This window comes from Streptomyces sp. NPDC007856 (assembly GCF_042868225.1).
Taxonomy (GTDB): Bacteria; Actinomycetota; Actinomycetes; order Streptomycetales; family Streptomycetaceae; genus Streptomyces.
In genome coordinates this window covers 338085-360264 of record NZ_JBIAEC010000006.1, presented here as the reverse complement: position 1 = coordinate 360264, position 22180 = coordinate 338085, and the positions used below count along the sequence as shown (strand labels likewise).

Annotated in this window: 22 protein-coding genes and 1 tRNA gene; 9 read left to right on the top strand and 14 right to left on the bottom strand. The window is 72.2% G+C overall.

Annotated elements, in window-relative coordinates; translation table 11 throughout:
• Window positions 1-75 precede the first annotated feature (75 nt).
• Entirely contained in the window at window positions 76-1080 is a 1005-nt protein-coding gene (locus tag ACFYOH_RS17550; RefSeq protein ID WP_388626461.1) for an NADP-dependent oxidoreductase, read from the top strand.
• On the opposite strand, the gene ACFYOH_RS17545 is transcribed toward ACFYOH_RS17550, so the two are convergent.
• The 4 genes from ACFYOH_RS17545 to ACFYOH_RS17530 are packed head-to-tail and all read right to left on the bottom strand — an operon-like array spanning window position 1077 to window position 3236.
• Complete coding sequence (locus ACFYOH_RS17545; protein ID WP_388626460.1) at window positions 1077-1400, bottom strand: DUF202 domain-containing protein; 324 nt, start codon at window positions 1398-1400, stop codon at window positions 1077-1079. The genes ACFYOH_RS17550 and ACFYOH_RS17545 overlap by 4 nt on opposite strands.
• Window positions 1388-1780 (bottom strand): YidH family protein, encoded by a 393-nt coding sequence (locus ACFYOH_RS17540; protein ID WP_388626459.1) that lies wholly within the window; start codon window positions 1778-1780, stop codon window positions 1388-1390. Before ACFYOH_RS17540 ends, ACFYOH_RS17545 begins: the two co-directional genes overlap by 13 nt.
• A gap of 21 nt (window positions 1781-1801) precedes the next feature.
• On the bottom strand, window positions 1802-2317 hold the full coding sequence (locus ACFYOH_RS17535) for an NUDIX hydrolase (protein WP_388626458.1): 516 nt from the start codon (window positions 2315-2317) through the stop codon (window positions 1802-1804).
• Window positions 2318-2339: 22 nt separating this feature from the next.
• Window positions 2340-3236 carry a DMT family transporter gene (locus tag ACFYOH_RS17530; protein ID WP_388626456.1) on the bottom strand — a complete coding sequence of 299 codons (897 nt, stop codon included), beginning with the start codon at window positions 3234-3236 and terminating at the stop codon, window positions 2340-2342.
• A 329-nt stretch (window positions 3237-3565) separates the two neighbouring features.
• Between ACFYOH_RS17530 and ACFYOH_RS17525 the strand changes: the two genes are divergently transcribed.
• The 3 genes from ACFYOH_RS17525 (at window position 3566) to ACFYOH_RS17515 (ending at window position 6007) form a co-directional block, all read left to right on the top strand.
• Complete coding sequence (locus tag ACFYOH_RS17525; protein WP_388626455.1) at window positions 3566-4567, top strand: hypothetical protein; 1002 nt, start codon at window positions 3566-3568, stop codon at window positions 4565-4567.
• 101 nt (window positions 4568-4668) lie between these two features.
• The gene (locus ACFYOH_RS17520; RefSeq protein ID WP_388626453.1) at window positions 4669-5397 is read left to right on the top strand and encodes a molybdopterin-dependent oxidoreductase; all 729 of its coding nucleotides are present in this window, start codon (window positions 4669-4671) and stop codon (window positions 5395-5397) included.
• Window positions 5381-6007 (top strand): cytochrome b/b6 domain-containing protein, encoded by a 627-nt coding sequence (locus ACFYOH_RS17515; RefSeq protein ID WP_388626451.1) that lies wholly within the window; start codon window positions 5381-5383, stop codon window positions 6005-6007. Before ACFYOH_RS17520 ends, ACFYOH_RS17515 begins: the two co-directional genes overlap by 17 nt.
• Here ACFYOH_RS17515 and ACFYOH_RS17510 read toward each other — a convergent pair.
• From ACFYOH_RS17510 to ACFYOH_RS17495, 4 genes are read right to left on the bottom strand one after another with little or no spacing between them, the layout of a single operon-like run.
• Window positions 6004-7029: an L-idonate 5-dehydrogenase gene (locus ACFYOH_RS17510; protein WP_388626449.1), complete on the bottom strand. Its 1026-nt coding sequence runs from the start codon at window positions 7027-7029 to the stop codon at window positions 6004-6006. The two genes, ACFYOH_RS17515 and ACFYOH_RS17510, sit on opposite strands and share 4 nt — an antisense overlap.
• Window positions 7030-7043: 14 nt before the next feature.
• Window positions 7044-7808 carry an SDR family oxidoreductase gene (locus tag ACFYOH_RS17505; protein WP_388626447.1) on the bottom strand — a complete coding sequence of 255 codons (765 nt, stop codon included), beginning with the start codon at window positions 7806-7808 and terminating at the stop codon, window positions 7044-7046.
• Window positions 7809-7821: 13 nt separating this feature from the next.
• Window positions 7822-9219, bottom strand: a complete 1398-nt coding sequence (locus tag ACFYOH_RS17500) for a GntP family permease (RefSeq protein WP_388626446.1) — start codon at window positions 9217-9219, stop codon at window positions 7822-7824.
• Window positions 9220-9257: 38 nt separating this feature from the next.
• Window positions 9258-9776, bottom strand: a complete 519-nt coding sequence (locus tag ACFYOH_RS17495; protein ID WP_388626445.1) for a gluconokinase — start codon at window positions 9774-9776, stop codon at window positions 9258-9260.
• Between the two features lie 140 nt (window positions 9777-9916).
• Between ACFYOH_RS17495 and ACFYOH_RS17490 the strand changes: the two genes are divergently transcribed.
• The gene (locus tag ACFYOH_RS17490) at window positions 9917-10618 is read left to right on the top strand and encodes a FadR/GntR family transcriptional regulator (RefSeq protein WP_388626443.1); all 702 of its coding nucleotides are present in this window, start codon (window positions 9917-9919) and stop codon (window positions 10616-10618) included.
• Between the two features lie 21 nt (window positions 10619-10639).
• Here ACFYOH_RS17490 and ACFYOH_RS17485 read toward each other — a convergent pair whose 3' ends face one another.
• Entirely contained in the window at window positions 10640-11014 is a 375-nt protein-coding gene (locus ACFYOH_RS17485) for a YchJ family protein (protein WP_388626441.1), read from the bottom strand.
• An 86-nt stretch (window positions 11015-11100) separates the two neighbouring features.
• Between ACFYOH_RS17485 and ACFYOH_RS17480 the strand changes: the two genes are divergently transcribed.
• Window positions 11101-11415: a dsRBD fold-containing protein gene (locus ACFYOH_RS17480; RefSeq protein WP_388626439.1), complete on the top strand. Its 315-nt coding sequence runs from the start codon at window positions 11101-11103 to the stop codon at window positions 11413-11415.
• A gap of 6 nt (window positions 11416-11421) precedes the next feature.
• Here ACFYOH_RS17480 and polX read toward each other — a convergent pair whose 3' ends face one another.
• The 4 genes from polX to ACFYOH_RS17460 form a co-directional block, all read right to left on the bottom strand.
• Window positions 11422-13152, bottom strand: a complete 1731-nt coding sequence (gene polX, locus ACFYOH_RS17475; protein WP_388626438.1) for a DNA polymerase/3'-5' exonuclease PolX — start codon at window positions 13150-13152, stop codon at window positions 11422-11424.
• Window positions 13153-13161: 9 nt separating this feature from the next.
• The gene (locus ACFYOH_RS17470) at window positions 13162-14499 is read right to left on the bottom strand and encodes a M1 family metallopeptidase (RefSeq protein ID WP_388626436.1); all 1338 of its coding nucleotides are present in this window, start codon (window positions 14497-14499) and stop codon (window positions 13162-13164) included.
• Window positions 14500-14564: 65 nt separating this feature from the next.
• Window positions 14565-18425 carry a Pls/PosA family non-ribosomal peptide synthetase gene (locus tag ACFYOH_RS17465; protein ID WP_388626435.1) on the bottom strand — a complete coding sequence of 1287 codons (3861 nt, stop codon included), beginning with the start codon at window positions 18423-18425 and terminating at the stop codon, window positions 14565-14567.
• 260 nt (window positions 18426-18685) lie between these two features.
• Window positions 18686-18773 (bottom strand) — tRNA-Leu (locus ACFYOH_RS17460).
• 217 nt (window positions 18774-18990) lie between these two features.
• Between ACFYOH_RS17460 and ACFYOH_RS17455 the strand changes: the two genes are divergently transcribed.
• The 3 genes from ACFYOH_RS17455 (at window position 18991) to ACFYOH_RS17445 (ending at window position 21880) form a co-directional block, all read left to right on the top strand.
• A complete protein-coding gene (locus tag ACFYOH_RS17455) occupies window positions 18991-20316 on the top strand; it encodes a M20/M25/M40 family metallo-hydrolase (protein WP_388626433.1) in 1326 nt (441 codons plus the stop codon).
• Between the two features lie 176 nt (window positions 20317-20492).
• On the top strand, window positions 20493-20726 hold the full coding sequence (gene chpH / locus ACFYOH_RS17450) for a chaplin ChpH (RefSeq protein WP_388626431.1): 234 nt from the start codon (window positions 20493-20495) through the stop codon (window positions 20724-20726).
• 164 nt (window positions 20727-20890) lie between these two features.
• Window positions 20891-21880 (top strand): chaplin, encoded by a 990-nt coding sequence (locus tag ACFYOH_RS17445; protein ID WP_388626429.1) that lies wholly within the window; start codon window positions 20891-20893, stop codon window positions 21878-21880.
• A 77-nt stretch (window positions 21881-21957) separates the two neighbouring features.
• Here the strand turns inward: ACFYOH_RS17445 and ACFYOH_RS17440 are convergent, their stop codons facing one another.
• Complete coding sequence (locus ACFYOH_RS17440; protein ID WP_388626428.1) at window positions 21958-22146, bottom strand: DUF5703 family protein; 189 nt, start codon at window positions 22144-22146, stop codon at window positions 21958-21960.
• Window positions 22147-22180: the final 34 nt, after the last annotated feature.

Sequence of the window (22180 nt, the reverse complement as noted above, 5' to 3'; positions counted from 1 at the left end):
AGGCTATGGGGTGAATCAGTGCATATCGGTTCATACGGCTTGCGTGGCGTCCGAGTACCCCGGAGGGTCGAGGACATGAAGGCCATCAGCTACCGCCACTACGGCGGACCCGAGGTGCTGGAGTACGGCGAGGTGCGCGACCCGAAGGTCGGCCCCGACCAGGTGCTCGTCAAGGTCCGTGCCGCGGCCGTCAATCCGGTCGACTGGAAGTGCCGCGAGGGCCATCTCGACGCGATCCTGGACGCCGTCTTCCCGGTGATCCCCGGCTGGGACGTCAGCGGGGTGGTCGTCCAGCCCGGTGCCTCCGTCACGGAGTTCGGCGTCGGCGACGAGGTCATCGGCTACTGCCGCGAGGACTTCCTCTGCCGCGGCACCTTCGCCGAGTACATCGCCGCGCCCGTGCGCGCCCTGGCCCGCAAGCCGCGCAACCTGTCCTTCGAGGAGGCCGCCGGCCTGCCGCTCGCCGGGCTCACCGCCTATCAGGTTCTCGTCAAGGTGCTGGAGGTGGCGCGCGACGAGACCGTGCTGGTGCACGCGGCGGCCGGCGGGGTCGGCTCCCTCGCCGTCCAGATCGCCGCCCACCTCGGCGCCCGGGTCATCGGTACGGCGAGCGAACACAACCACGACTTCGTGCGCGGCCTCGGCGGCGCGCCGGTGACCTACGGCGAGGGCCTGGCCGAACGGGTGCGCGCGCTGGCCCCGGACGGCGTGGAGGCGGTCTTCGACACCGTCGGCGGGGACACCCTGAAGACCTCGGCCAACCTGCTCGCCCCGGAGGGCCGGCTGGCGTCGATCGCCGACCCGGGGGTGGTGAGCCTCGGCGGCCGCTACTACTTCGTCCGCCCGGACCCCCAGGACCTGAGCACGCTCTCCCGGCTGGCCGAACGGGGTGTCGTCTCGGTGCACGTCCAGGAGATCTTCCCGTTGGAGCGGGCGGCGGACGCGCACCGGACGAACCAGACGGGCCGCACCCGCGGCAAGATCGTGGTCACAGTGGGCCGGGAGGAAGAGGAGGGCGCCATCTGGACCAGGGGAGAAGAGGGCACCCTCTACAGCAGGAGTCAGGAGGGCACCTTCTAGACCACCAGCGCCGCCGCGCACAACGCCAGTGCCACCGCGCACAGCGCCGCCGCCGTCGCGTGCCGGGGAGCGAGCGCCCGCGGGCGGCGACCGGTCGCAAGGGCCCGGATCCGGCGGTGGGCCACCGCCAGAAAGCCCAGGAAGAGCACACAGCACAGGGCGCACACGGTCACTTCGGTGGCCGAGGCACCACCGTGCAGGGCGGTCTTGACGGCGAGTACGGCGGCCACGGCGGCCGAGAGGGTCGTACGACGCCAGGCCAGCCGGGTGCGCTCCGGTTGCAGCCCGGGGTCGCGCCCGGCCGTGCTCACCCCGCCCATCCGGCCAGCACCACCACGACCATGGCCACCGCCACCACCGCGACGACCAGGCTCAGCAGCGCCGGGAACCGGGATGCGGGCAGGTCCTCACCGCGCCGGATCGCCCGCTCACAGCGCACCCAGTGGTTCACCGCGCGCAGCGAGCACAGCACCCCGGCGCCGAGCAGGGCGAGCGCGAGCCCGACCCGCCACGCCCAGCGCAGCTCCGGCAGGAACTGGTCCACCGCGAATCCGCCGCCGATCAGCGCGAGCGCCGTACGCAGCCAGGCGAGAAAGGTGCGCTCGTTGGCCAGCGAGAACCGGTAGTCGGGTGTGCCGCCCTCGTCCCGCACCTGCTCCGGCGCGAACCACAGCCGGATGTTCCGTACGAATTCGCTCACGCGGCCGACCTTACCCGGCGGTCACCGGCCCGCCCGGAACGCCCTCAGCCTCTCGTACGCCGCCAGCCCGTCCGGCACCCACTCCCACGTGCCGAGCCGCCCCTCGACCTCCTCCTCGGGCAGGAAATCGTGCCACTGGACCTCCTCCACCTGCGGATGTACGGGCAGCTCGCAGCGCACCTCGTACACCGCCGACCACCAGCTGTTCCCGGCCCCGTCGTCGTACAGGAACTTGAAGAGATACGTCGGCCGGGGGAGCCCCGTCACCCCCAGCTCCTCCTCGGCCTCCCGCAGTGCCGCCTCGTCGTAGGACTCGCCCGCTCCGACGACGCCGCCGACGAACATGTCGTACAGCGCCGGGAAGACCAGCTTGGTCGCGGTGCGCCGGTGGACGAAGAGCCGGCCGGACGCGTCCCGGGCCTGGATGAACACGCACCGGTGGCGCAGTCCGCGGGCGTACGCCTCGCCGCGCGGGGACTGGCCGAGCACCTGGTCGTTCTCGTCGACGATGTCGAGGATCTCGTCAGCAGGGTTCATGCCCCACATCCAAGCAGGCCGCTCAGCGCCGCTGGAGGTCCCGGGCCGACGGTTCCGTCTCCCCCGCGCCGCACGGCATCGCCGGATGCAGCCCGAGCAGCACGATGCCCGCGACCACCGCCGCGAGCCCGGCCGCCTCCCAGGCCAGCGCCCCGGTGTCGGTGCGCAGCCGGTCACCGAGGAAGCCGACGCCGCACAGGATCCCGGCGAGCGGCTCGGCCGCGGTGAGCGCCGGCAGCGACATGCGCAGCGGGGCCGTCTCGAAGGCGCTCTGCACCAGGACCAGACCGGTGACCCCGCACACCAGCACGCCGTACGGCTGCCAGCCGGTGAACAGCTCGGTGAGGCCGCCCTCGGAGAAGCGGGTGCCGCTCACCCGGGTCAGCGCGTCCTGCACGCCGTACAGCAGCCCGGCGGCGGTGGCCAGCAGCACCGGGCCCCAGCTCAGCCGGGAGCGCTTGCCGTACGTCGTGAGCACCAGGGCGGCGCCGACCATCGCCCCGATGATCAGCCAGTGCCGCAGCGGATCCGAGATGGCGCTGCCGGCCCGGGGCTCGCCCGCCATGATGAACGCGCTCACCCCGCCCGCGAGCAGCAGCAGCCCCGCCCAGCCCTGGCGGCCCAGGGGCTGTCTGGTCTGGTGCCGGGAGAGGGCGAGCGCGAACAGCAGATTGGTCGCGAGCAGCGGCTCGACCAGGGAGATCTCGCCCCTGCCGAGGGCCATCGCGCCGAGCACCATGCCGGCGATCATCAGGCCGAGCCCGCCCAGCCAGCGCGGCACCCGCATCAGGTCGAGCAGCAGCCGGAAGGACAGGAAGTCGCTCAGTGGTGCCTTCTGCGCCGCGTTCTGCTGGAGTACGAACCCGAAGCCCAGACAGCAGGCAGCACTCACGGCGAGAAGGAGAACCAGAACGGACACGCTGCGTACCTCGATCATCCGGCCGGACCACGGGTGCGTAGTGGCCGACTGTAGCGCCCCCGGGACGGCAATGACCCGTAAGTGCGCGGAACAGGGCGGTTGACTCGCCATGCTCCTGGGCCGGTCCGCTCCGCGCCATGGCGTACGCCACAGCGGGCCGCCCGCACCCCCGCCCGGGCCCCGGCCCACCTGTGCGGACTTCCTCAACTTCCCTGCAGGTCAATGTAGTTGAACCCGTTAACAGCCCGGTTCCGCTTGACGCAAACCTTGGCTGAGGGTTTGCTGTGCGTGATCGGCCGATGGCAGCCCGAGAAACAGGAAGTCCCGCGGTGCCCCCTCTCCCACCCCTGCTCGGCGACCGCCGGGCCTCCACGGACCAGTCCGGCGACACCGCCCCGGACGACTCCGGCGCCTTCGACGGCGGCTCTGACGCCGTCTTCGACGACACCTTCGACGACGCCGAACTGCGCACCGCACGCGCCGCGTTCACCCAGGGCCGGCGGCAGGCCGCCCGCTCCCTGCTCCGGCACACCGGCGACGACTGGGACCGCCGCGGCCACCGCCTCACCGTGCTCGCCCGGGAGCCGTACGCCGTGGCCTGGGCCCGCGACTGGCTGCACGCCGAACCCGGCTCCGCCGACGCCGCCGCACTGTACGCCCTCGCCCTGGTCCAGCGCGCCCTGCGCGGCAAGGAGGACCCCGACCGGGCCCGCGAGGCCTGCGCCACCGCCGCCGCGCTCGCCCCCGACGACCCCACCCCCTGGCTCGGCTCACTCCTGCTGGCCCGCACCCTCGGCCCGGAGCGTGAGGTGCTCGGCACCTTCACCGAGCTGCGCCGCCGCCACCCCGAGCACCACCACGCCCACCATCTGCTCCTCGCCCGCCTCGCCGAACGGCCCTCCGGCGGCCGGGCGGCCGAGGACCACGAGGTGTACGACCTGGCCGAGCTGGCCGCCGCCGAGGCCCCGGCCGACTCCCCGCTGGCCGTCCTGCCGGTCGTCGCCTACGCCGAGCGCTACCGGGTCCTCGCCGCCGCCGGACTGGCACCGGCCGACCCGCCCGCCTCCGGGCACTGGTCCGGCCCCCGGGCCCGCCGCATCCTGCGCGCCTGCTTCGACTGGTGGCTGGAGTGGGAGCACGACGAACACCCCCGCCGCCACATCGACCTCAACCACCTCGCCTTCGCCCTGTCCTGCGCCGGCCGCCCGGCCGAGGCGGCGGCCCTGTTCCGGCGCATCGGCCGGCACGCCACCCCGGCACCCTGGTCCTACGCCCGCCGCGACCCCCGCGCCGCCTTCCGGACGGCCCGCACGCGTGCGCTCGGGCATTGAACGGCACGCCCCTGCGGCAGGTACGCAAGAAGTGATTACAGAACCCTGACCACTGACCGGATCCCCTGGCCCCCTCGGGCCCCGAGTGCTCGAATGAACGCGTGAACTCTGAACAATCCGAGGAGCGGGACGGCAAGCCCATCGGCCGCCGGGTCTTCCTCGGCACCCTCGGCCTGGGCGCGCTAGGCGTGGTCGCCGCGCCCTCGCTGCAACGCGGCCTGGAGGGCTTCCTCGGCTCGGTGGCCGGCAAGGACCCCACGGGCCTGACCGGCCTGCTGCCCAACGGCGGCGGCTTCCGCTACTACTCCGTCGCCGCGTCGGTGCCGCGTCTGAACGCCACCGACTACCACCTGAAGATCGGCGGCCTGGTCGACCGCCCGCACACCTACACCCTGGCCGATCTGCGCGCCCTGCCGCAGACCCGGCTGGTCAAGGACGTCCAGTGCGTCACCGGCTGGCGAGTCCCCGGCACCCCCTTCGAGGGCGTACGCCTCTCCCACCTCCTGGACGCGGCCGGGGTCCGTTCCGGTGCGAAGGCGATCCACTTCACCTGCTTCGACGGCACCTACACCGAGAGCCTCACCCTCGACCAGGCCCGCCGGCCGGACGTCCTGGTGGCCCTGCGCATGCAGGACAAGGACATCTCCCACGACCACGGCGGCCCGGTCCGCCTCTACGTCGCCCCCATGTACTTCTACAAGTCGGCCAAGTGGCTCTCCGGCATCACGGTCACCGACAGCGTCGAGCCCGGCTACTGGGAGCGCCTCGGCTACGACGTCGACGCCTGGGTCGGCCGGTCGAACGGACGGACCGATGAGCCTACGAACTGACACCCCGGCCCCGCCGAGCGCCCGAATCCGCCGCTTCGGCCCGGTCCAACGCTGGGTCCACCGCACGACGGCCGCGCTGATGGGGATCTGCGTGGTCACGGCGGCCGTGCTCTACATCCCCGAGCTGGCGGTGATAGTCGGCCGCCGGGAACTGGTCGTCCGCGTCCACGAGTGCGCCGGGCTCGCCCTCCCCGTGCCGGTCCTGCTGGGCCTCGCCTCCCGCGCCTTCCGCGCCGACCTGCGCTTCCTAAACCGCTTCGGCCCGCACGACAAGGTATGGCTGCGCGCCGCGCTGGTCCGCGACAAACGCCGCTCCTCCCGCCCGGCGGGCAAGTTCAACGCCGGCCAGAAGGTCTACGCCGCCTGGATCGCCGGCGCCACCCTGGTCATGCTCGGCACCGGCCTGCTGATGTGGTTCACCCACCTCGCCCCGCTGGTGTGGCGCACCTCGGCGACCTTCGTCCACGACTGGCTCGCCCTGACCATCGGCGTGGTCCTGGCCGGCCACATCGGCATGGCCCTGGGCGATCCGGAGGCGAGACGGGGCCTGCGCACCGGGACGGTGAGCAGGGAGTGGGCGAAGCGGGAACACCCGCTGTGGCGGCCCTAGTTCCCGAAGTCCAGCAGCACCTTGCAGGACCGGCTCCTGTCAGCGGCCAGCGCAAACCCAGCGGCAGCGTCCCGCACCGGAACCACCGCGCTGACCAGCCCGTCGAACTGGTCCCGTGCGGCCAGCAGTTCCAGCGCGTCGTCGAACTCGGCGTCGAACCGGAACGCCCCCCGCAGCTCGATCTCCCGGCTCACCAGCAGGTTCCCGGCGAACGGCGACTGCCCCGGCGGCAGCATCCCGAGCTGTACGACCACACCGCCGCGCCGCACCCGCCGCAGACAGGTGTCCAGCCCGGCCGCGACCCCCGACGCCTCGACGGCCGCGTCCACCTCGACCGGCCATCCGGCATCACCGGGATCGTCGGCCCGTACGAGCGTGTCGGCGCCGGCCGCGGCGGCGTGACCCAGCGCCTCCGGCACCGGATCCGTCACCGTCACCCGTGCCGCGCCCGCCGCCTTCGCCGCCGCGACCACCAGGCACCCGATCGGCCCCGCCCCGGTCACCAGCACATGCCGGCCGGACAGGTCCCCGGCCCGCCGCACCGCGTGCAGCGCGACCGACAGCGGCTCGGCGAGCGCGGCCCGCCGCAGCCCGAGCCCGTCCGGCAGCGCCCGTAGCTGACCGGCCGGTACGGCGATCCGCTCGGCGAAGCCGCCCTGGACATGCGGAAAGCGGGCCGCGCTGCCCAGATACCGGGTGTCCCGGCACACGTTCGCCCGCCCGTCGGCGCACTCCGGGCAGCGCCCGCACGGGGTCGCAGGGTGCACGGCGACGGCCGTACCCGGCTTGGGACCGCCGGCCCCGGCGCCGTACGACACCACCGTGCCCACCACCTCGTGCCCGAGCACCATCGGCTCCCGGAGCCGGAAGTCCCCGACGCCGCCGTGCCGCCAGTAGTGCAGGTCGGAGCCGCACACCCCGCCGTAGCGGACGGCCACCACGGCCTCGCCGGGCCCGGGTTCGGGCACCGGCAGCTCCTGCACCCGCAGCTCGCCCGCGCCGTGGATCACACAACCAAGCATCCCCGCAGCCCCCTTCAGAGCACGCTCGTCATTCCGCCGTCGACGTACAGGATCTGTCCGCCCATGAAGTCGGAGGCCGGTGAGGCGAGGAAGAGCAGGGCGCCCACCAGGTCCCGGGTGCGGCCCCAGCGGCCCGCCGGGGTGCGCCGGCGGACCCAGGCGCTGAACTCCTCGTCCGCCACCAGCGGCCGGGTCAGCTCGGTCTCGATGTAGCCGGGGCCCAGGCCGTTGACCTGGACGCCGTACGGCCCCCAGTCCGCGCACATGCCCTTGGTGAGCATCTTCAGCGCGCCCTTGGTGGCGGCGTATGGCGCGATGCCGGGCCGGACCACCTCGCTCTGCAGCGAGCAAATGTTGACGATCTTGCCGTGGCCGCGTTCCGTCATCCGCCGGGCGGCCTCGCGGCCGACGAGGAACGCACTGGTGAGGTTGGTGCCCAGGATCCGGTGCCAGTCGGCGTCGGTGAACTCCAGCAGCGGGGCGCGCAGTTGCATGCCCGCGTTGTTGACGAGGATGTCGAGCGGGCCCACCCGCTCCTCGACGTCCGCGATGCCGGCGGCCACGGCCGGTCCGTCGGTCACGTCGAACACCGCCGTACGGACCCGGTCGCCGGGAAGTTCGGACGCGGCCTTTGCCAGCCGGTCCGGGTCGCGCCCGTTGAGGACCACCGTGCAGCCGGCCTCGGCCAGGCCCCGGGCCAGCGCGAGGCCGATGCCCCGGCTGGAGCCCGTGACCAGGGCGGTGCGGCCGCTGATGTCGAAGAGAGGGTGAGCCGTCATCGTCGTACCGCTCCTATATGACCAGTGACAGCAGCAGCACCAGACCGCCGGCGACCACCGAGATGATCGTCTCCATCACCGACCAGGTCTTGACGGTCTGCCCGACGCTCAGCCCGAAGTACTCCTTCACCAGCCAGAAGCCGGCGTCGTTGACATGGCTGAAGAAGAGCGAGCCGGCGCCGATGGCCAGGACCAGGAGGGCGGTGTGGGTGGTCGACATGCCGGCCGCGAGGGGAGCCACCAGGCCCGCCGCCGAGACCGTCGCCACCGTCGCCGAACCCGTGGCCAGCCGGATCGCGACCGCGATCAGCCAGGCCAGCAGCAGTGCCGGGATCGACCAGCTCTTGGATATGTCCAGGATCATGTGGCCCACACCGGAGTCGATCAGCGTCTGCTTGAAGCCGCCGCCCGCGCCCACGATCAGCAGGATGCCGGCGATGGGCATCAGGCCCTTGTCGACGGTCTGCTGCAGCCGCTCCTTGCTGAAGCCGGCGGGCCGGCCCAGCGTGAAGAAGCCGACGATCACGGCGGCGAGCAGCGCGATCAGCGGGGAGCCGATGATGTCGAAGACCCGCTGGTTCATGTTCGTGGGGTCGTCGACGACGATGTCCACCAGCGCCTTGGCGAGCATCAGCACCACCGGCAGCAGCACGGTGGCGAGCGTCGCGCCGAAGCCGGGACGGCGCTCCAGCTCGTCCGAGGCGCGCTGCGGCAGCATCCGGTCGGGCGCCTGGACGTCCACCCAGCGGGCGGCGACCTTGGAGAACAGCGGACCCGCGATGATCACCGTCGGGATGGCGACCAGGATGCCCAGCGCCAGGGTCACGCCCAGGTTGGCCTTGACCGCGTCGATCGCGACCAGCGGGCCGGGGTGCGGCGGGATCAGACCGTGCATCACGGACAGACCGGCGAGCGCCGGGATGCCGATGCGCATCAGGGAGTAGTTGCCGCGCTTGGCGACCATCAGCACGACCGGGATCAGCAGCACGATGCCGACCTCGAAGAACAGCGGCAGGCCGATCACGGAGGCGATGAGCACCATCGCCCAGGGCATGGCGCGCCCGCCGGCCTTGGCGAGGATCGTGTCGACGATCTGGTCCGCGCCACCGGAGTCGGCGAGGAGCTTGCCCAGGATCGCCCCGAGCGCGATCAGGACGCCCACGCCGGCCACGGTGGTGCCGAGCCCGGTGGTGAAGCTGGTGATGGCCTTGTCGAGCGGCGCTCCGGCGACCGCCCCGAGCGCCAGTGACCCGATGGTCAGCGCCAGGAAGGCATGGAGCTTGAACTTGGTGATGAGCAGGACGATCACGGCGATGCCCACCAGCACCGCGATGCCCAGCTGGGCGTGTCCGGCGGAGGTGATCGGCGGAGGTGTGTCCGCTGCCAGCATCTCGACGCTGAGTCTGGTCACGGGGGTTCCCTTGCGTTACGGGGGGACGGGGGTGAGTGCTACGCGGTGGTGTCGGGAAGCGCTTCGAGTGCCTTCACGGCACGCTCGGTGATCTCCTCGGGGCTGCCGCTGACATCCACGGCGACTCCCGCCTCGTCCGGCTCCAGGGGCTGCAGCGTCGCGAACTGGGAGTCCAGCAGCGCGGTCGGCATGAAGTGCCCCTGCCGCTGTGTCATCCGGTCCTCGATCAGCTTCCGGTCGCCGGAGAGGTGCACGAACACCACTCCGGGAGCGGCGGCCCGAAGCCGGTCGCGGTACGACCGCTTCAGCGCCGAGCTGCTGACCACCCCGCCCAGTCCGGCCCGCCCGTGCGCCCAGTGACCGATGGCGTCCAGCCAGGGCCAACGGTCGGTGTCGTCGAGCGGGACCCCGGCCGACATCTTGTCGATGTTGGCCTGCGGGTGGAAGTCGTCGCCCTCGGCGTACGGGACGCCCAGCCGCGCGGCGAGCAAGGGACCGATCGTGGTCTTGCCCGTCCCCGCGACGCCCATCACGACGACGACCTGGGGGGTTCGCATTACTGCCTCGCTGTCTTCCTCGACATCCGACGCCGCAGCGGCGTCGCCACACTGAAACCCATTAGGTACGACGAATTCAAGACTCTGTGACATATAAGTCTGACTTTTTCCGTCGGTGATCCACGCCGTACGCTGAGTGCATGACCACACCGGGCCGGGGGCTGCACGGCCATGTACTGGACACCCTCGGCCCCGCGATCACCGCGGGCGAGTACCCGCCGGGCAGCGTGCTGCGCACCGACGAGCTGGCACAGCACTTCGAGGTGTCACGCTCCGTGATGCGGGAAGCGGTCCGGGTGCTCGAATCCATGCACCTGGTCGAGTCCCGCCGCAGAGTGGGGGTGACGGTCCGCCCCAAGTCCGAGTGGAACGTCTACGACCCGCAGGTCATCCGCTGGCGCCTGGCCGGCGCCGACCGCCCGCACCAACTGCGCTCGCTGACCGTGCTGCGCTCCGCGATCGAACCGGTCGCGGCCGGCCTCGCCGCCAAGCACGCCACGGCTCAGCAGTGCGCCGAACTCACCGAGTGCGCGCTCGGCATGGTGGCCAACTCACGCGGCCACAAGCTGGAGGCGTACCTGGTCCACGACATCGCCTTCCACCGGGTCATCCTGAACGCCTCGGGCAACGAGATGTTCGCCCGGCTCGGCGACGTCGTCGCGGAGGTGCTGGCCGGCCGCACCCATCACGAGGTCATGTTCGAGGACCCCGACCCGGCGGCGGTCACCCTGCATGTGCAGGTGGCGGAGGCGGTCCGCGCGGGCGATGCGACCCGCGCCGAACAGCTGACCAGGGAGATCACCGTGGGCGCCCTGCACGAACTGGACATCCTGGCGCCCTAGTTCGGGTTGTTCGCGCAGGTCTCAGTCCAGGAAGTCCCCGTCCACGTACACCCACGCCCCGTCGACCCGCTCGAACCGGCTCCGCTCGTGCAGCGAGCCGCCCCGGTAGGAGGCGCGGAAGGTCACCGTGCCCGTGCTGTGGAAGGCGGACCCGTCGGTGGTGCCGAGGATCTCCAGTCCCGTCCACTTCATCGGCGGGTCGAGGTCCAGCCGCCCGGGCCGGGTCCGCGGATGCCAGGTGCGCATCAGATACCCCGCGTCCCCCTTCACGAACGCGCTGTACCGCGAGCGCATGAGCAGTTCAGCGGTCGGCGCGCTCGCGGCCCCCGAGTGGAAACGGCCGCAGCAGGCGTCGTAGGGCTGGGGGAGTCCACACGGGCAGGTGCGCGAGGTCATGGCCATCATTGTGCCCGCACCAGGGGAGGCGTTCGTCCCGGGCGGGGTGCACAGTGGAAGGGCAGTGCAGCCCAGGGAGGCGGACCATGACCCGACCCGTGACCAGCCGTCCTCCGACCGTCAAGGAGTGGCGGCTGAACCTGTACCTCTCCGAGCACGACCCGGACACCACCGCCCGGATCGTCCTGGACACCGGCGACAACGTCCTGGAGAGCCACGCGGAGGCCCGCCGCAACCCCTACGACCCCGATGTACCGGAGATAGGCGACGAACTCGCCGCCGGACGCGCCCTGGTCGCCATGGGCCGCAGGCTGCTGCGCGCCGCGGACGGGGACATCAAGGCGGTGGGAGCGGCGGACACCGAGGAGGACCTGTCACCCCTGTGGCTGGACCGGGAATGACGCCCCTCACCCGCCCTTGCGGCCCTTCTGCAGGAACCGCCGCAGCCGGGTCAGCGGCCAGGTGTTGATCACGTCCTCCCCGGTGAGCCAGCCGCGCTGCGCGGTGCCGACGCCGTAGCGCAGCTGCGCGAGGTGCGGGACGGAGTGCGCGTCGCTGTTCACGGCGAACTTCACGCCCTGCTCCCGGGCGCGCAGGATGTCCTCGTCGCGCAGGTCGAGACGGTCCGGCTGGGCGTTGACCTCCAGCGCGGTGCCGGTGCGCGCGCAGGCCGCGAACACCTCGTCCCAGTCGGCGTCGACGCCCGGCCGCTTGCCGATCAGCCGCGTCGTCGGATGCCCGATGATGTTGACGTACGGGTTCTCGCAGGCCCGCACCAGCCGCCGGGTCATGGCCTCGCGGTCCAGGTCGAAGTGCGAGTGCAGCGAGGCCACGCACAGGTCGAAGCCGGCCAGGAACTCCTCGGGCCAGTCCACCGAGCCGTCCGGGTCGATGTTGAGCTCCGTGCCGTGCAGCAGCCGCATCCTGTGACGGGTGCCGTCCAGCTCCCGCACCCGCTCCCGCTGGGCGAGGATCTTCTCGTCGGTCATGCGCTGCATGTACAGGTTGGGCGCGTGGTCGGTGACCGCGTAGTACTTGTGACCCCGCTCGGCGGCCGCCGCCACCATCTCCTCCAGCGGGGCGAGACCGTCGGTGAGGTCGGTGTGGGTGTGCAGGTCACCGCGGATGTCCTTCTCGGTGACCACCTCGGGCAGCCCGTCGTTCAGGGCCGCCTCGATCTCCCCGCGGTCCTCCCGCAGCGTCGGTTCGATCCACGGCAGCCCGAGCCGGGCGTACACCTCCTCCTCGGTGCGGGAGGCCAGCGAGTCCCCGCTCTCGGCGTCGAACAGGCCGTACTCGGACAGCTTCAGACCCTGGTGCACGGCGACGGTGCGAGTACGGATGTTGTGCGCCTTCGAGCCGGTGAAGTACTGGAGCGCGGCACCCCACGACTCCGGCGGCACCACCCGCAGATCCACCTGGAGCCCCTTGCCCGTGCGGATCGACGTCTTCTTCGAGCCCCGCGCGATGACCTCCGCGGTGGCCGGCAGCTCGCACAGCGCCGCCATGAACGGCTCCGACTTCTTCGCCGCGACCAGGACGTCCAGATCCCCTACGGTCTCCCGCATCCGGCGCAGCGACCCGGCGTACGCGCAGCGCTTGCACCCGGTCACCGCGGACAGCTCCGCGACGATCTCCTCGGCGGTGTCCAGGGCCAGCGACAGCGGCACCCGGGCGCCCGCCCGCTGCAGCAGCTCGATGCCGTGCCGGATGTTGTCCTGCGTCTTCTCGCCGAAGCCCTTCAGATCGGCCAGCGCGTCCGCCTCGATCGCCGCGGCCAGCTCGTTCACCGACGAGATGTGCAGGTCCTCGTAGAGCCGCAGCGCCTTCTTCGGGCCCAGCGTGGGGATCGTGATCAGCTCCCGGACCCCGGCGGGGATCTTCGCCCGGCGCTCCTCGACGACCGCCATCTTCCCGGTGCGCAGGTACTCGGCCACCTTGTCGGCGATCGACTTCCCCACGTTCGGGATCTCCTTCAGGCCGCCCTCGTCCAGCTTGGAGATGTCGGCCGGATACCCGCCGATGGCACGCGCCGCCTTCTCGTAGGCGCGCGCCTTGAAGGCGTCGCCTCCGGTGATCGCGATGAGGTCCGCGTACTCCCGCAGGAGCGCCTCGACCTCGTCGTTGGGCCGGGCCACCCTTCAAGTCTAGGAAACTCCCCCGAGCACCGGCAGTGACGGCAGCTTCGCCTCGTGCACCCACTCCTGGAACAGCCCGTCGAGCGGCTCCTGAGCGAACCGGGCCACGTGCCCGGTGAACGCCTCCGTCGTCACCGACCCGTTCCGGTGCAGCCGCACCCAGCCGCGCAGCATGCGGAAGAACGCGTCGTCACCCAGCGCGCAGCGCACCGCGTGCAGGGCCAGGCCGCCCCGCTCGTAGAGCCGGTCGTCGAACATCGCCTTGCGGCCCGGATCGGCCAGCCTGAGGTCCTGCGGCAGCGTGGCCAGCAACCGGTGTGCCGCCGCGGCCAGTTGCTGCGCGCTGCGGCCGCCCGAGCGCTCGGACCACAGCCATTCCGCGTACTTGGCGAAGCCCTCGTTCAGCCAGATGTGCCGCCAGTCGGCGATGGTCACGCAGTTGCCGAACCACTGGTGCGCCAGCTCGTGCGCCACCAGCCGCTCCGAACCCCGGGCGCCGTCCACGTGGTTGGAGCCGAACAGCGACAATCCCTGTGCCTCGACCGGCACATCGAGCTCCTCCTCGGTCACCGCGACCGCGTAACCGTCGAACGGGTACGGCCCGAACAGCTCCTGGAACAGCTCCATCATCGCGGGCTGCCGCGCGAAGTCCCGGGAGAACTCCGGCAGCAGCCGCGCCGGGATGTGCCCGTGCTGCGGCACGCCCCCCGGGCCGGGGTCGCCCAGCAGCACCGTCTGGAACCGGCCGATCGCCAGGCCCACGAGATAGCTGGACGTGGGCGCGGACTGCTCGTACACCCAGGTCGTCGTCGAGGCCTTCGTCGTACGGGTCAGCAGGCGCCCGCCCGTGACGACCGCGTACGCGGACGGGACGGTGACCGAGATCAGATAGGAGGCCTTGTCGGCGGGCCGGTCGTTGCACGGGTACCAGGACGGCGCCCCGATCGGCTGGCTCGCCACCAGCGCCCCGTCGGCCAGCTCCTCCCAGCCCAGCCCGCCCCACGGGCTGGCCACCGGCTTGGGGTTGCCGGACCACTGGACCTCCACCGTGAACGCAGCACCGGCCCGGACGGGCTTGGCCAGGCGGATCCGCAGCCGTCCGCCGCGGTGCGTGAAGTGCGGCTGCCGGCCGTCCACCCGGACCCGGCCGATCCTGAAGCCCGCCAGGTTGAGCTGGAACTCGGTGAGCGGCGCCGGTCCCGCTATGGCGTTGATCCGGGCCGTGCCGGACAGCCGGTTCGGGCCGGGGCGGTAGTCCAGCGCGAGTTCGTAGCGGTGCACCCGGTACCGGGCGTCACCGTTGTCCGGGAAGTACGGGTCCCGTCCGGCCGACTGCTGAACTGCCACTGCTGTGTCCGCTCCCTGCGCTGTGCCACCACTGGGTGCCGGGGCCGGAACCGAGTGGCCCGCGCTCAGGGACGCCATGCCTCGATCGGATTGCCGAGCCAGCGGGTGTCGTCCGGGACGGACTCCGCGGCCATGACGAGCGACGCGGGCCCCAGGGTCGTACGGGCCCCGACCGTGCTGCCGGGCAGCACGATGCCGCCAGGGCCCAGCGTGGCGCCCTCACGGAGGACCACAGTATCCGTCCGCAAGATCCGGTCGTGGAAGAGGTGTGTCTGCAGCACACAGCCACGGTTGACGGTCGCCGCGTCCTGAAGGGTCACCAGGTCCGTCTCCGGCAGCCAGTAGCTCTCCACCCACACGCCCCTGCCGATGCGCGCGCCGAGCCCGCGCAGCCACGCCGTCAGCACCGGCGTCCCCGGCACGGCCCCGGCCAGCCACGGCACCGCCAGCACCTCGACGAACGTGTCCGCCAGTTCGTTCCGCCACACGAAGGAACTCCACAGCGGATGCTCCCCGGCCCGGTGCCGCCCCACGAGCAGCCACTTCGCGACGACCGAGACGACCGCCGCGACCACACCCGCCCCGAGCAGCACCGCCCCCGACAGGGCCCAGGCCCACGGCCCCAGCGCACACAGCGCCGCCACCGTCGCCGCGGCCAGCGCCGCCGAACACAGCACCGGCACGATCCGGCACAGCTCCACCAGACCGCGCGCCCACAGCAGCCGGGCCGGCGGCTCGAAGGTACGGCTCTGATCCCCGCCGGCCGCACTGCGCGGCAGCTTCACCGGCGGCAGCCCCAGATACGAGGTGCCCTTCTTCGCCTTCTTCGGCGTCGCCGACAGCACGCCGACCAGACCGCCGTCCGGCACGCTCCGGCCCGGCCCGGTCATCCCGGAGTTCCCCAGGAAGGCCCGCCGCCCGATCTCCGCACGCCCGATCCGCACCCAGCCGCCGCCCAGCTCGTACGGCGCCGTCAGCGTGTCGTCCGCCAGGAACGCCCCGTCGCCGACCGTGGTCAGGCTCGGCAGCGCGAGCACCGTCGACACCTCGGCGCGGCGCCCGATCCGCATGCCCAGCAGCCGTAGCCACACCGGCGTGACCAGCCCCGCGTACAGCGGGAACAGCGTTTCCCGGGACCGGTCCATCAGCTGCGTCACGGTCCACGCCTGCCAGCCCACCCGGCTGTGCGTCGGATACGTGCCCTCGCGCAGCCCCAGACCCAGCACGCGTACGGCGACCAGGATCAGCAGCGCGTACGCCAGCCCGTAGGCGAGCGTGGCCGGCACCAGCCCGAGAGCCGCTCCGCGCAACGCCTTGGTGAGCGAGCCTCCGGGTGTCACGAAGACCCGGGCGACCAGCAGCGCGGCCGCCCCCGCGAGCAGCGGCAGCGCGCTCAGCGCGAATCCGGTGACGCCGTACATCACCCGCCAGTACGTGCCCCGCTGCGGCCGCTCCTTCGGCCAGTTGCGCTTGGCCCTGCCGAGCTTGACCGCGGGCGCGCCCGCCCAGCGCTGGCCGGTCGGGACCTGCCCGCCGACCGCCGAGCCGGGAGCCACCTCGGCCCGCTTGCCGACGCGGGCGCCCGGGAAGAGCATGCTGCGGGTGCCGACGGTGGCGTGCGCGCCGACCTTGACCGGGCCGATCTCCAGCCGGTCGCCGTCCAGCCAGTGCCCGGACAGATCGACCTCGGACTCCACGGCCGCGCCCCGGCCCAGCTTGAGCATGCCGGTGACCGGCGGCAGCGAGTGCAGGTCCACCTCGGGCCCGACCTTCGCGCCCAGCGCCCGCGCGTACCGCTCCAGCCAGGACCCGGTCAGCGAGGTGGCCCCGCTGAACTCGGCCAGCCGCTCGGCCGTCCACAGCCGCAGATGCACGCTGCCGCCGCGCGGGTACCGGCCGGGCTGCACGCCCCGCAGCAGCAGCCGCGACCCGCCCGCCGCGAGCGCGATCCGGCCGGGCGGGGTGAAGAACAGCAGCGCGGCGGCCGCGAGCAGCCACCAGGGGGCGGTCGGCAGCCAGGAGTAGCCGGGCAGCAGGTTCCCGGCGGCGGCCAGGACCACCGTCCAGCGCAGCCCGAGCAGGGTGACCAGCGGAAGCAGCAGCAGGAGCTGGACGGCCTGGGCGCGGACCGGAACCGGCGCGATCGTGCGGGCCCCGCCGTCGTCCTGCGCCGAGGCCTCCAGCCGCCGGGCCAGCTTGCGCAGGGTCGGCTGCTGGTAGATGTCGAGGACGGCGGCGCTCGGGTAGCGGGTGCGCAGCCGGGTGGTGAGCTGGGCGGCGGCCAGCGAGCCGCCGCCGATCGCGAAGAAGTCGTCGGACGCGCCGGTCACCGGGATGCCCAGCACCTCGGCCCACTGCTCGGCCAGCCAGGCCTCGGTGCCGTACAGCTCGGCCTTGGGCGCTTCGACGCCCTCCAGGGGCCACGGGAGGGCGTTTCGGTCCACCTTGCCGGACGTCCGGGTCGGCAGCTCGGCGACGGGCGCGAGCAGCGGCACCAGCGCGGCGGGCAGCTCGGCCCGCAGCCTCTCCACGGCGCCCGCATGGTCCCAGCCGTCCTGGGTGACCACGTAACCGACGAGAAGCTGATTGCCGCCGCGGGCGGTGCGCACGGCGGCCGCGGCCCCGGCGACCCCGGGCAGGGCCTGCAGCGCGGCGTCCACCTCACCGAGCTCGATCCGCCGCCCGCCGAGCTTGATCTGCTCGTCGGCCCGGCCCAGGAAGATCAGCCCCTCGGGCTCGGCCCTGACCAGGTCACCACTGCGATAGGCCCGCTCCCAGCCCAGCGAGTGCAGCGGCGCGTACTTCTCGGCGTCCTTCCCGGGATCGAGATACCGCGCGAGCCCGACCCCGCCGATCACGAGCTGCCCGCTGCCGCCCATGGGCACCGGCTCACCGGCCTCGTCGACGACGGCCAGCTCCCAGCCGTCGAGCGGCAGCCCGATCCGGATGGGCTCGGCACCGGTCAGCAGTGCCGCACAGGCCACGACGGTCGCCTCGGTCGGCCCGTAGGTGTTCCACACCTCGCGTCCCTCGATGACCAGGCGCTGCGCCAGTTCGGGCGGGCAGGCCTCGCCGCCGAAGATCAGCAGCCGTACGTCGTTGAGTGTCTCCGGCTCCCACAGCGCGGCCAGCGTCGGAACGGTCGAGACGACGGTGATCTCCTGCTCGACCAGCCAGGGCCCGAGATCGGCACCGCTCCTGACCTGCGACCGGGGCACGGGCACCAGACAGGCGCCGTACCGCCAGGCCAGCCACATCTCCTCGCAGGAGGCGTCGAAGGCGACGGAGAGTCCGGCCATGACCCGGTCGCCGGGCCCGATCGGCTCCTCCGTGAGGAACAGGGCCGCCTCGGCGTCCACGAACGCGGCGGCGCTGCGATGCGTGACGGCGACACCCTTGGGCTTCCCGGTGGACCCCGAGGTGAAGATGATCCAGGCGTCGTGCTCGATGCCGGGCCGCGCCGCGGGGGAGCCGGAGGTGCCCTGGACGGTGATGGTGTGCCCGGCCCCGATGACGGCCCGCACCTTTGCCTCCCCGAACACCAGGTCGGCCCGCTCGTCCGGGTCCTCGGCGTCGACGGGGACATAGGCGGCACCGACGGCGAGGACGGCGAGGACGGCGACGTACAGCTCGTTGGTCCCCGAGGGCACCCGCACACCGACCCGGTCCCCGAGCCCGACGCCCGCACCGGCGAGCCGCCGCCGCAGCCGCTCCACCTCGCCGGCCAGCGCGCGGTAGCTCAGGCACGTCGTACCGTCGTCCAGCGCCGGCTCGTCCGGATGGGACCGCACGGTCGCCTCGAAGACGTCGACCAGCGTGCGCGGCGAGGCGGCGGGCCCGGCGGAGAAGCGCGCCAGGTCGCCGAACTGCGTGCGGATCTCTTCGTCGAGCAGGCCGAGAGCGCTGCTCTCGTCTATGGCTGCCATCGGGTCCTCACGTCGTGTCCGGCTGAGTGACAAGCCGGAAATATTAGTACGACGTTAGGGTCCACTCCCTTCGTCCGGCCGCCCGAGAGGGCCGTTCGGGTGACTGGCCTACCGCGACTTCGGGGCCCTGACCTGCCGATCCTCACGCCGGGCGAGACATGCCTCACACACCGTCAAGGAGGGGGTGTGCCGGGATGGTTGGGTCTTCCGCGTCTACTCGCGGGCAAAGCGAAGGGCCCCTGCTGAGCAGGGGCCCTCACTGGTGTCCGAGGGGGGACTTGAACCCCCACGCCCGATAAAGGGCACTAGCACCTCAAGCTAGCGCGTCTGCCATTCCGCCACCCGGACAAGGTGTCTGTAGTGCTCGGGGAACCCTTTCGGCGGGGTTTCCCTCGCGGCGACGAAGGAAACATTACCAGGCTTTCGAGGGTGGCTGATCACCCCCCGCCTGCGGCGCCGGCCGCCCGTGAACGGTGTGTGACGGGCCGGGACCGGTCTTGGGCCGCGGGCGGGGGAGAGGGAGGATGAGGACGACCACCAGCAGCGACAGCGCGGGAGGAAGCACGTGAGCGAGACGGACACGGCCAGGAGCGTCACCGGCGAGGACGAGGTCGTGGACCTCTGCCGCGAGCTGATCCGATTCGACACCAGCAACTACGGCGACCACTCCGGCCCCGGCGAGCGCCAGGCCGCCGAGTGGGTCGCCGAGAAGCTCGCCGAGGTCGGTCTCGAACCGGAGATCTTCGAGTCGCACCCGGGCCGCGCCTCGACGGTGGCCCGCATCGAGGGGGAGGACCCGTCCCGGCCCGCGCTGCTGATCCACGGCCATCTGGACGTCGTACCGGCCAATGCCATCGACTGGACCCACCACCCGTTCTCCGGCGAGGTCGCCGACGGGTGCGTGTGGGGGCGCGGGGCCGTCGACATGAAGGACATGGACGCCATGACCCTCGCGGTCGTGCGCGACCGGCTCCGGAGCGGGCGGCGGCCCCCGCGGGACATCGTGCTCGCCTTCCTCGCCGACGAGGAGGCGGGCGGCACGTACGGCGCCCGCCACCTGGTCGACCGCCACCCCGAGCTGTTCGAGGGCGTCACCGAGGCGATCAGCGAGGTCGGCGGGTTCTCGTTCACCGTGAACGAGCAGCGCCGGCTCTATCTGATCCAGACGGCCGAGAAGGGCATGCACTGGATGAAGCTGACCGTGGCCGGCACCGCCGGGCACGGTTCGATGATCCACCGCGACAACGCCATCACCGAGCTGTCCGAGGCCGTGGCCCGCGTCGGCCGGCACAAGTTCCCGGTGCGGGTCACCAAGACCACCCGGGCGTTCCTCGATGAGCTCGGCGACGCGCTCGGTACCGAGCTGGACCCGGAGGACATGGAGTCCACCCTCGTCCGGCTCGGCGGCATCGCCAAGTTCATCGGCGCCACCCTCAGCAACACCGCCAACCCCACCCAGCTGAGCGCCGGCTACAAGGTCAACGTCATCCCGGGCGAGGCCACCGCACACATCGACGGGCGCTTCCTGCCGGGCTACGAGGAGGAGTTCCTCGGCGACCTCGACCGGCTGCTCGGACCCCATGTGCGGCGCGAGGACGTGCACACCGACAAGGCGGTCGAGACCGGGTTCGACGGGGCACTGGTGGAGGCCATGCAGTCCGCACTCGTCGCCGAGGACCCCACCGCCAAGGCGATCCCCTACATGCTCTCCGGCGGCACCGACGCCAAGTCCTTCGACGACCTCGGCATCCGCGGCTTCGGCTTCGCCCCGCTGAAGCTGCCGCCGGAGCTGGACTTCGCCGGCATGTTCCACGGCGTGGACGAGCGGGTGCCGGTGGACGGGCTGCAGTTCGGCGTGCGGGTGCTCGACCGGTTCATCGACGCGTCGTGAGCCCCCGGGCCAAGGCGGGACGCGTGGTCAGGCCGTGGCCCTGGGGATTCGGGCAGTCGTACGAGACCGACTGAGAAGGGTGAATGCGACCATAAGCTCGTAGCCCCATTACTCCCTCCTCGTTACAGGTGATGCGATCCCGCACCTTGGGATCGCATTGCCAACAAGGAGGAAGAATGATCAAGAAGGTCGTCGCTGCTGCGGCTGCCACCGGTGGGCTGGTTCTCGCGGGCGCGGGCCTCGCCGTCGCCGACTCCGGTGCCCAGGGAGCCGCCGTGCAGTCCCCGGGCGTCGTCTCCGGCAACGTCATCCAGGTGCCCGTGCACGTGCCGGTGAACGTCTGCGGCAACACGGTCAACGTGATCGGGCTCCTGAACCCCGCCTTCGGCAACACCTGCGTCAACCACTGACGTCGGCTCCCTGAGGGGGCGTTGGTCCCGAGGGGGCGTCTTCCACGAGCCGTCGGCCTCGTAGCGCGCGCCATGCGCTCCGAGGCCGACCGGTCTTTTCACACGCATTCGGACCCGGTCTCGGGGATTCGAAGAACCGAAACGAAGGCAGGGGGGAACCCACCATGCGACAGAGCACCCGCAAGGGCCTGATGACCATGGCCGCCGCGACCGGTGTGATCGCCGCCGCGAGCGGCTACGCCCACGCCGACGCGGGCGCGTCCGGCGCCGCCGTCGGCTCACCCGGCGTACTGTCCGGCAACGTCGTGCAGGCACCGGTGCACGTGCCGGTGAACGTCTGCGGCAACACCGTGAACATCGTCGGGCTGCTCAACCCGGCCGTGGGCAATGCATGCGCCAACCACAGCGGCACTTCGGCGGGCTCCGGCGGCTCGCACGCGGGCGGCCACACCGGCGGCTCGCCCGGCGTCGGCTCCGGCAACACCGTGCAGGTGCCGATCGACGCCCCGGTGAACGTCTGCGGCAACAGCGTGAACGTCGTCGGGCTGCTCAACCCGGCCGTGGGCAATGCATGCGCCAACCACGGCGGCACTTCGGCGGGCTCCGGCGGCTCGCACGCGGGCGGCCACACCGGCGGCTCGCCCGGCGTCGGCTCCGGCAACACCGTGCAGGTGCCGATCGACGCCCCGGTGAACGTCTGCGGCAACAGCGTGAACGTCATCGGGGCCGGCAACGCCACCATGGGCAACGACTGCGCCAACGGAGGCGGCGAGCACCACGGTCAGCCGCCGGGCGGCGGCCGCAGCAACCCGCCGGGTCAGCCGGGCCACCCCGGACACCCTGGTCACCCGGGCCACCCCGGACACCCTGGTCACCCGGGTCATCCTGGTCACCCGGGTCATCCCGGCCACCCCGGTAAGCCGAGCCACCCGGGGAATCCGACGACCCCGCCCGGCCGGGGCGGTCACACGCCCCAGGGGCCCCACGGGTCCAGCCAGGTCAAGCAGTCGGGCGGCCGCTCGGCCCAGCCCCTGGGCAACGCCCAGCTCGCGCACACGGGAAGCGATCTGCCGCTGGGCCTCGCGCTGCCGGTCGGCGCAGGTGCGCTGCTCGCGGGCGCGGTCCTCTACCGCAAGGCGCGGGCGAGCGCGTAGCCGGCCCGGGTACGCCGGGCCGGAACCGGAGCGGGTCCTGCCAGACCGGCGGGGCCCGCTCCGTCAGGTGACCGACCTCACCATGTGGCACGCACCTGGCGGATGATCCGCCGGCGCAACCGCACCCTGCGGCTGCCGTCGCGCAGCAGGCTCAGTCGGTCCAACTCCCAGTGTCCGTACTCGGCATGGTCCGTCAGCATACGAGTGGCCTCCTTGCGGGACACCCCGCGAGGCACGTACACGTCGACAAATTCGTATTCCGGCATCGCATCTATTGTGCGGGCTGGGGCCCGGTACGGA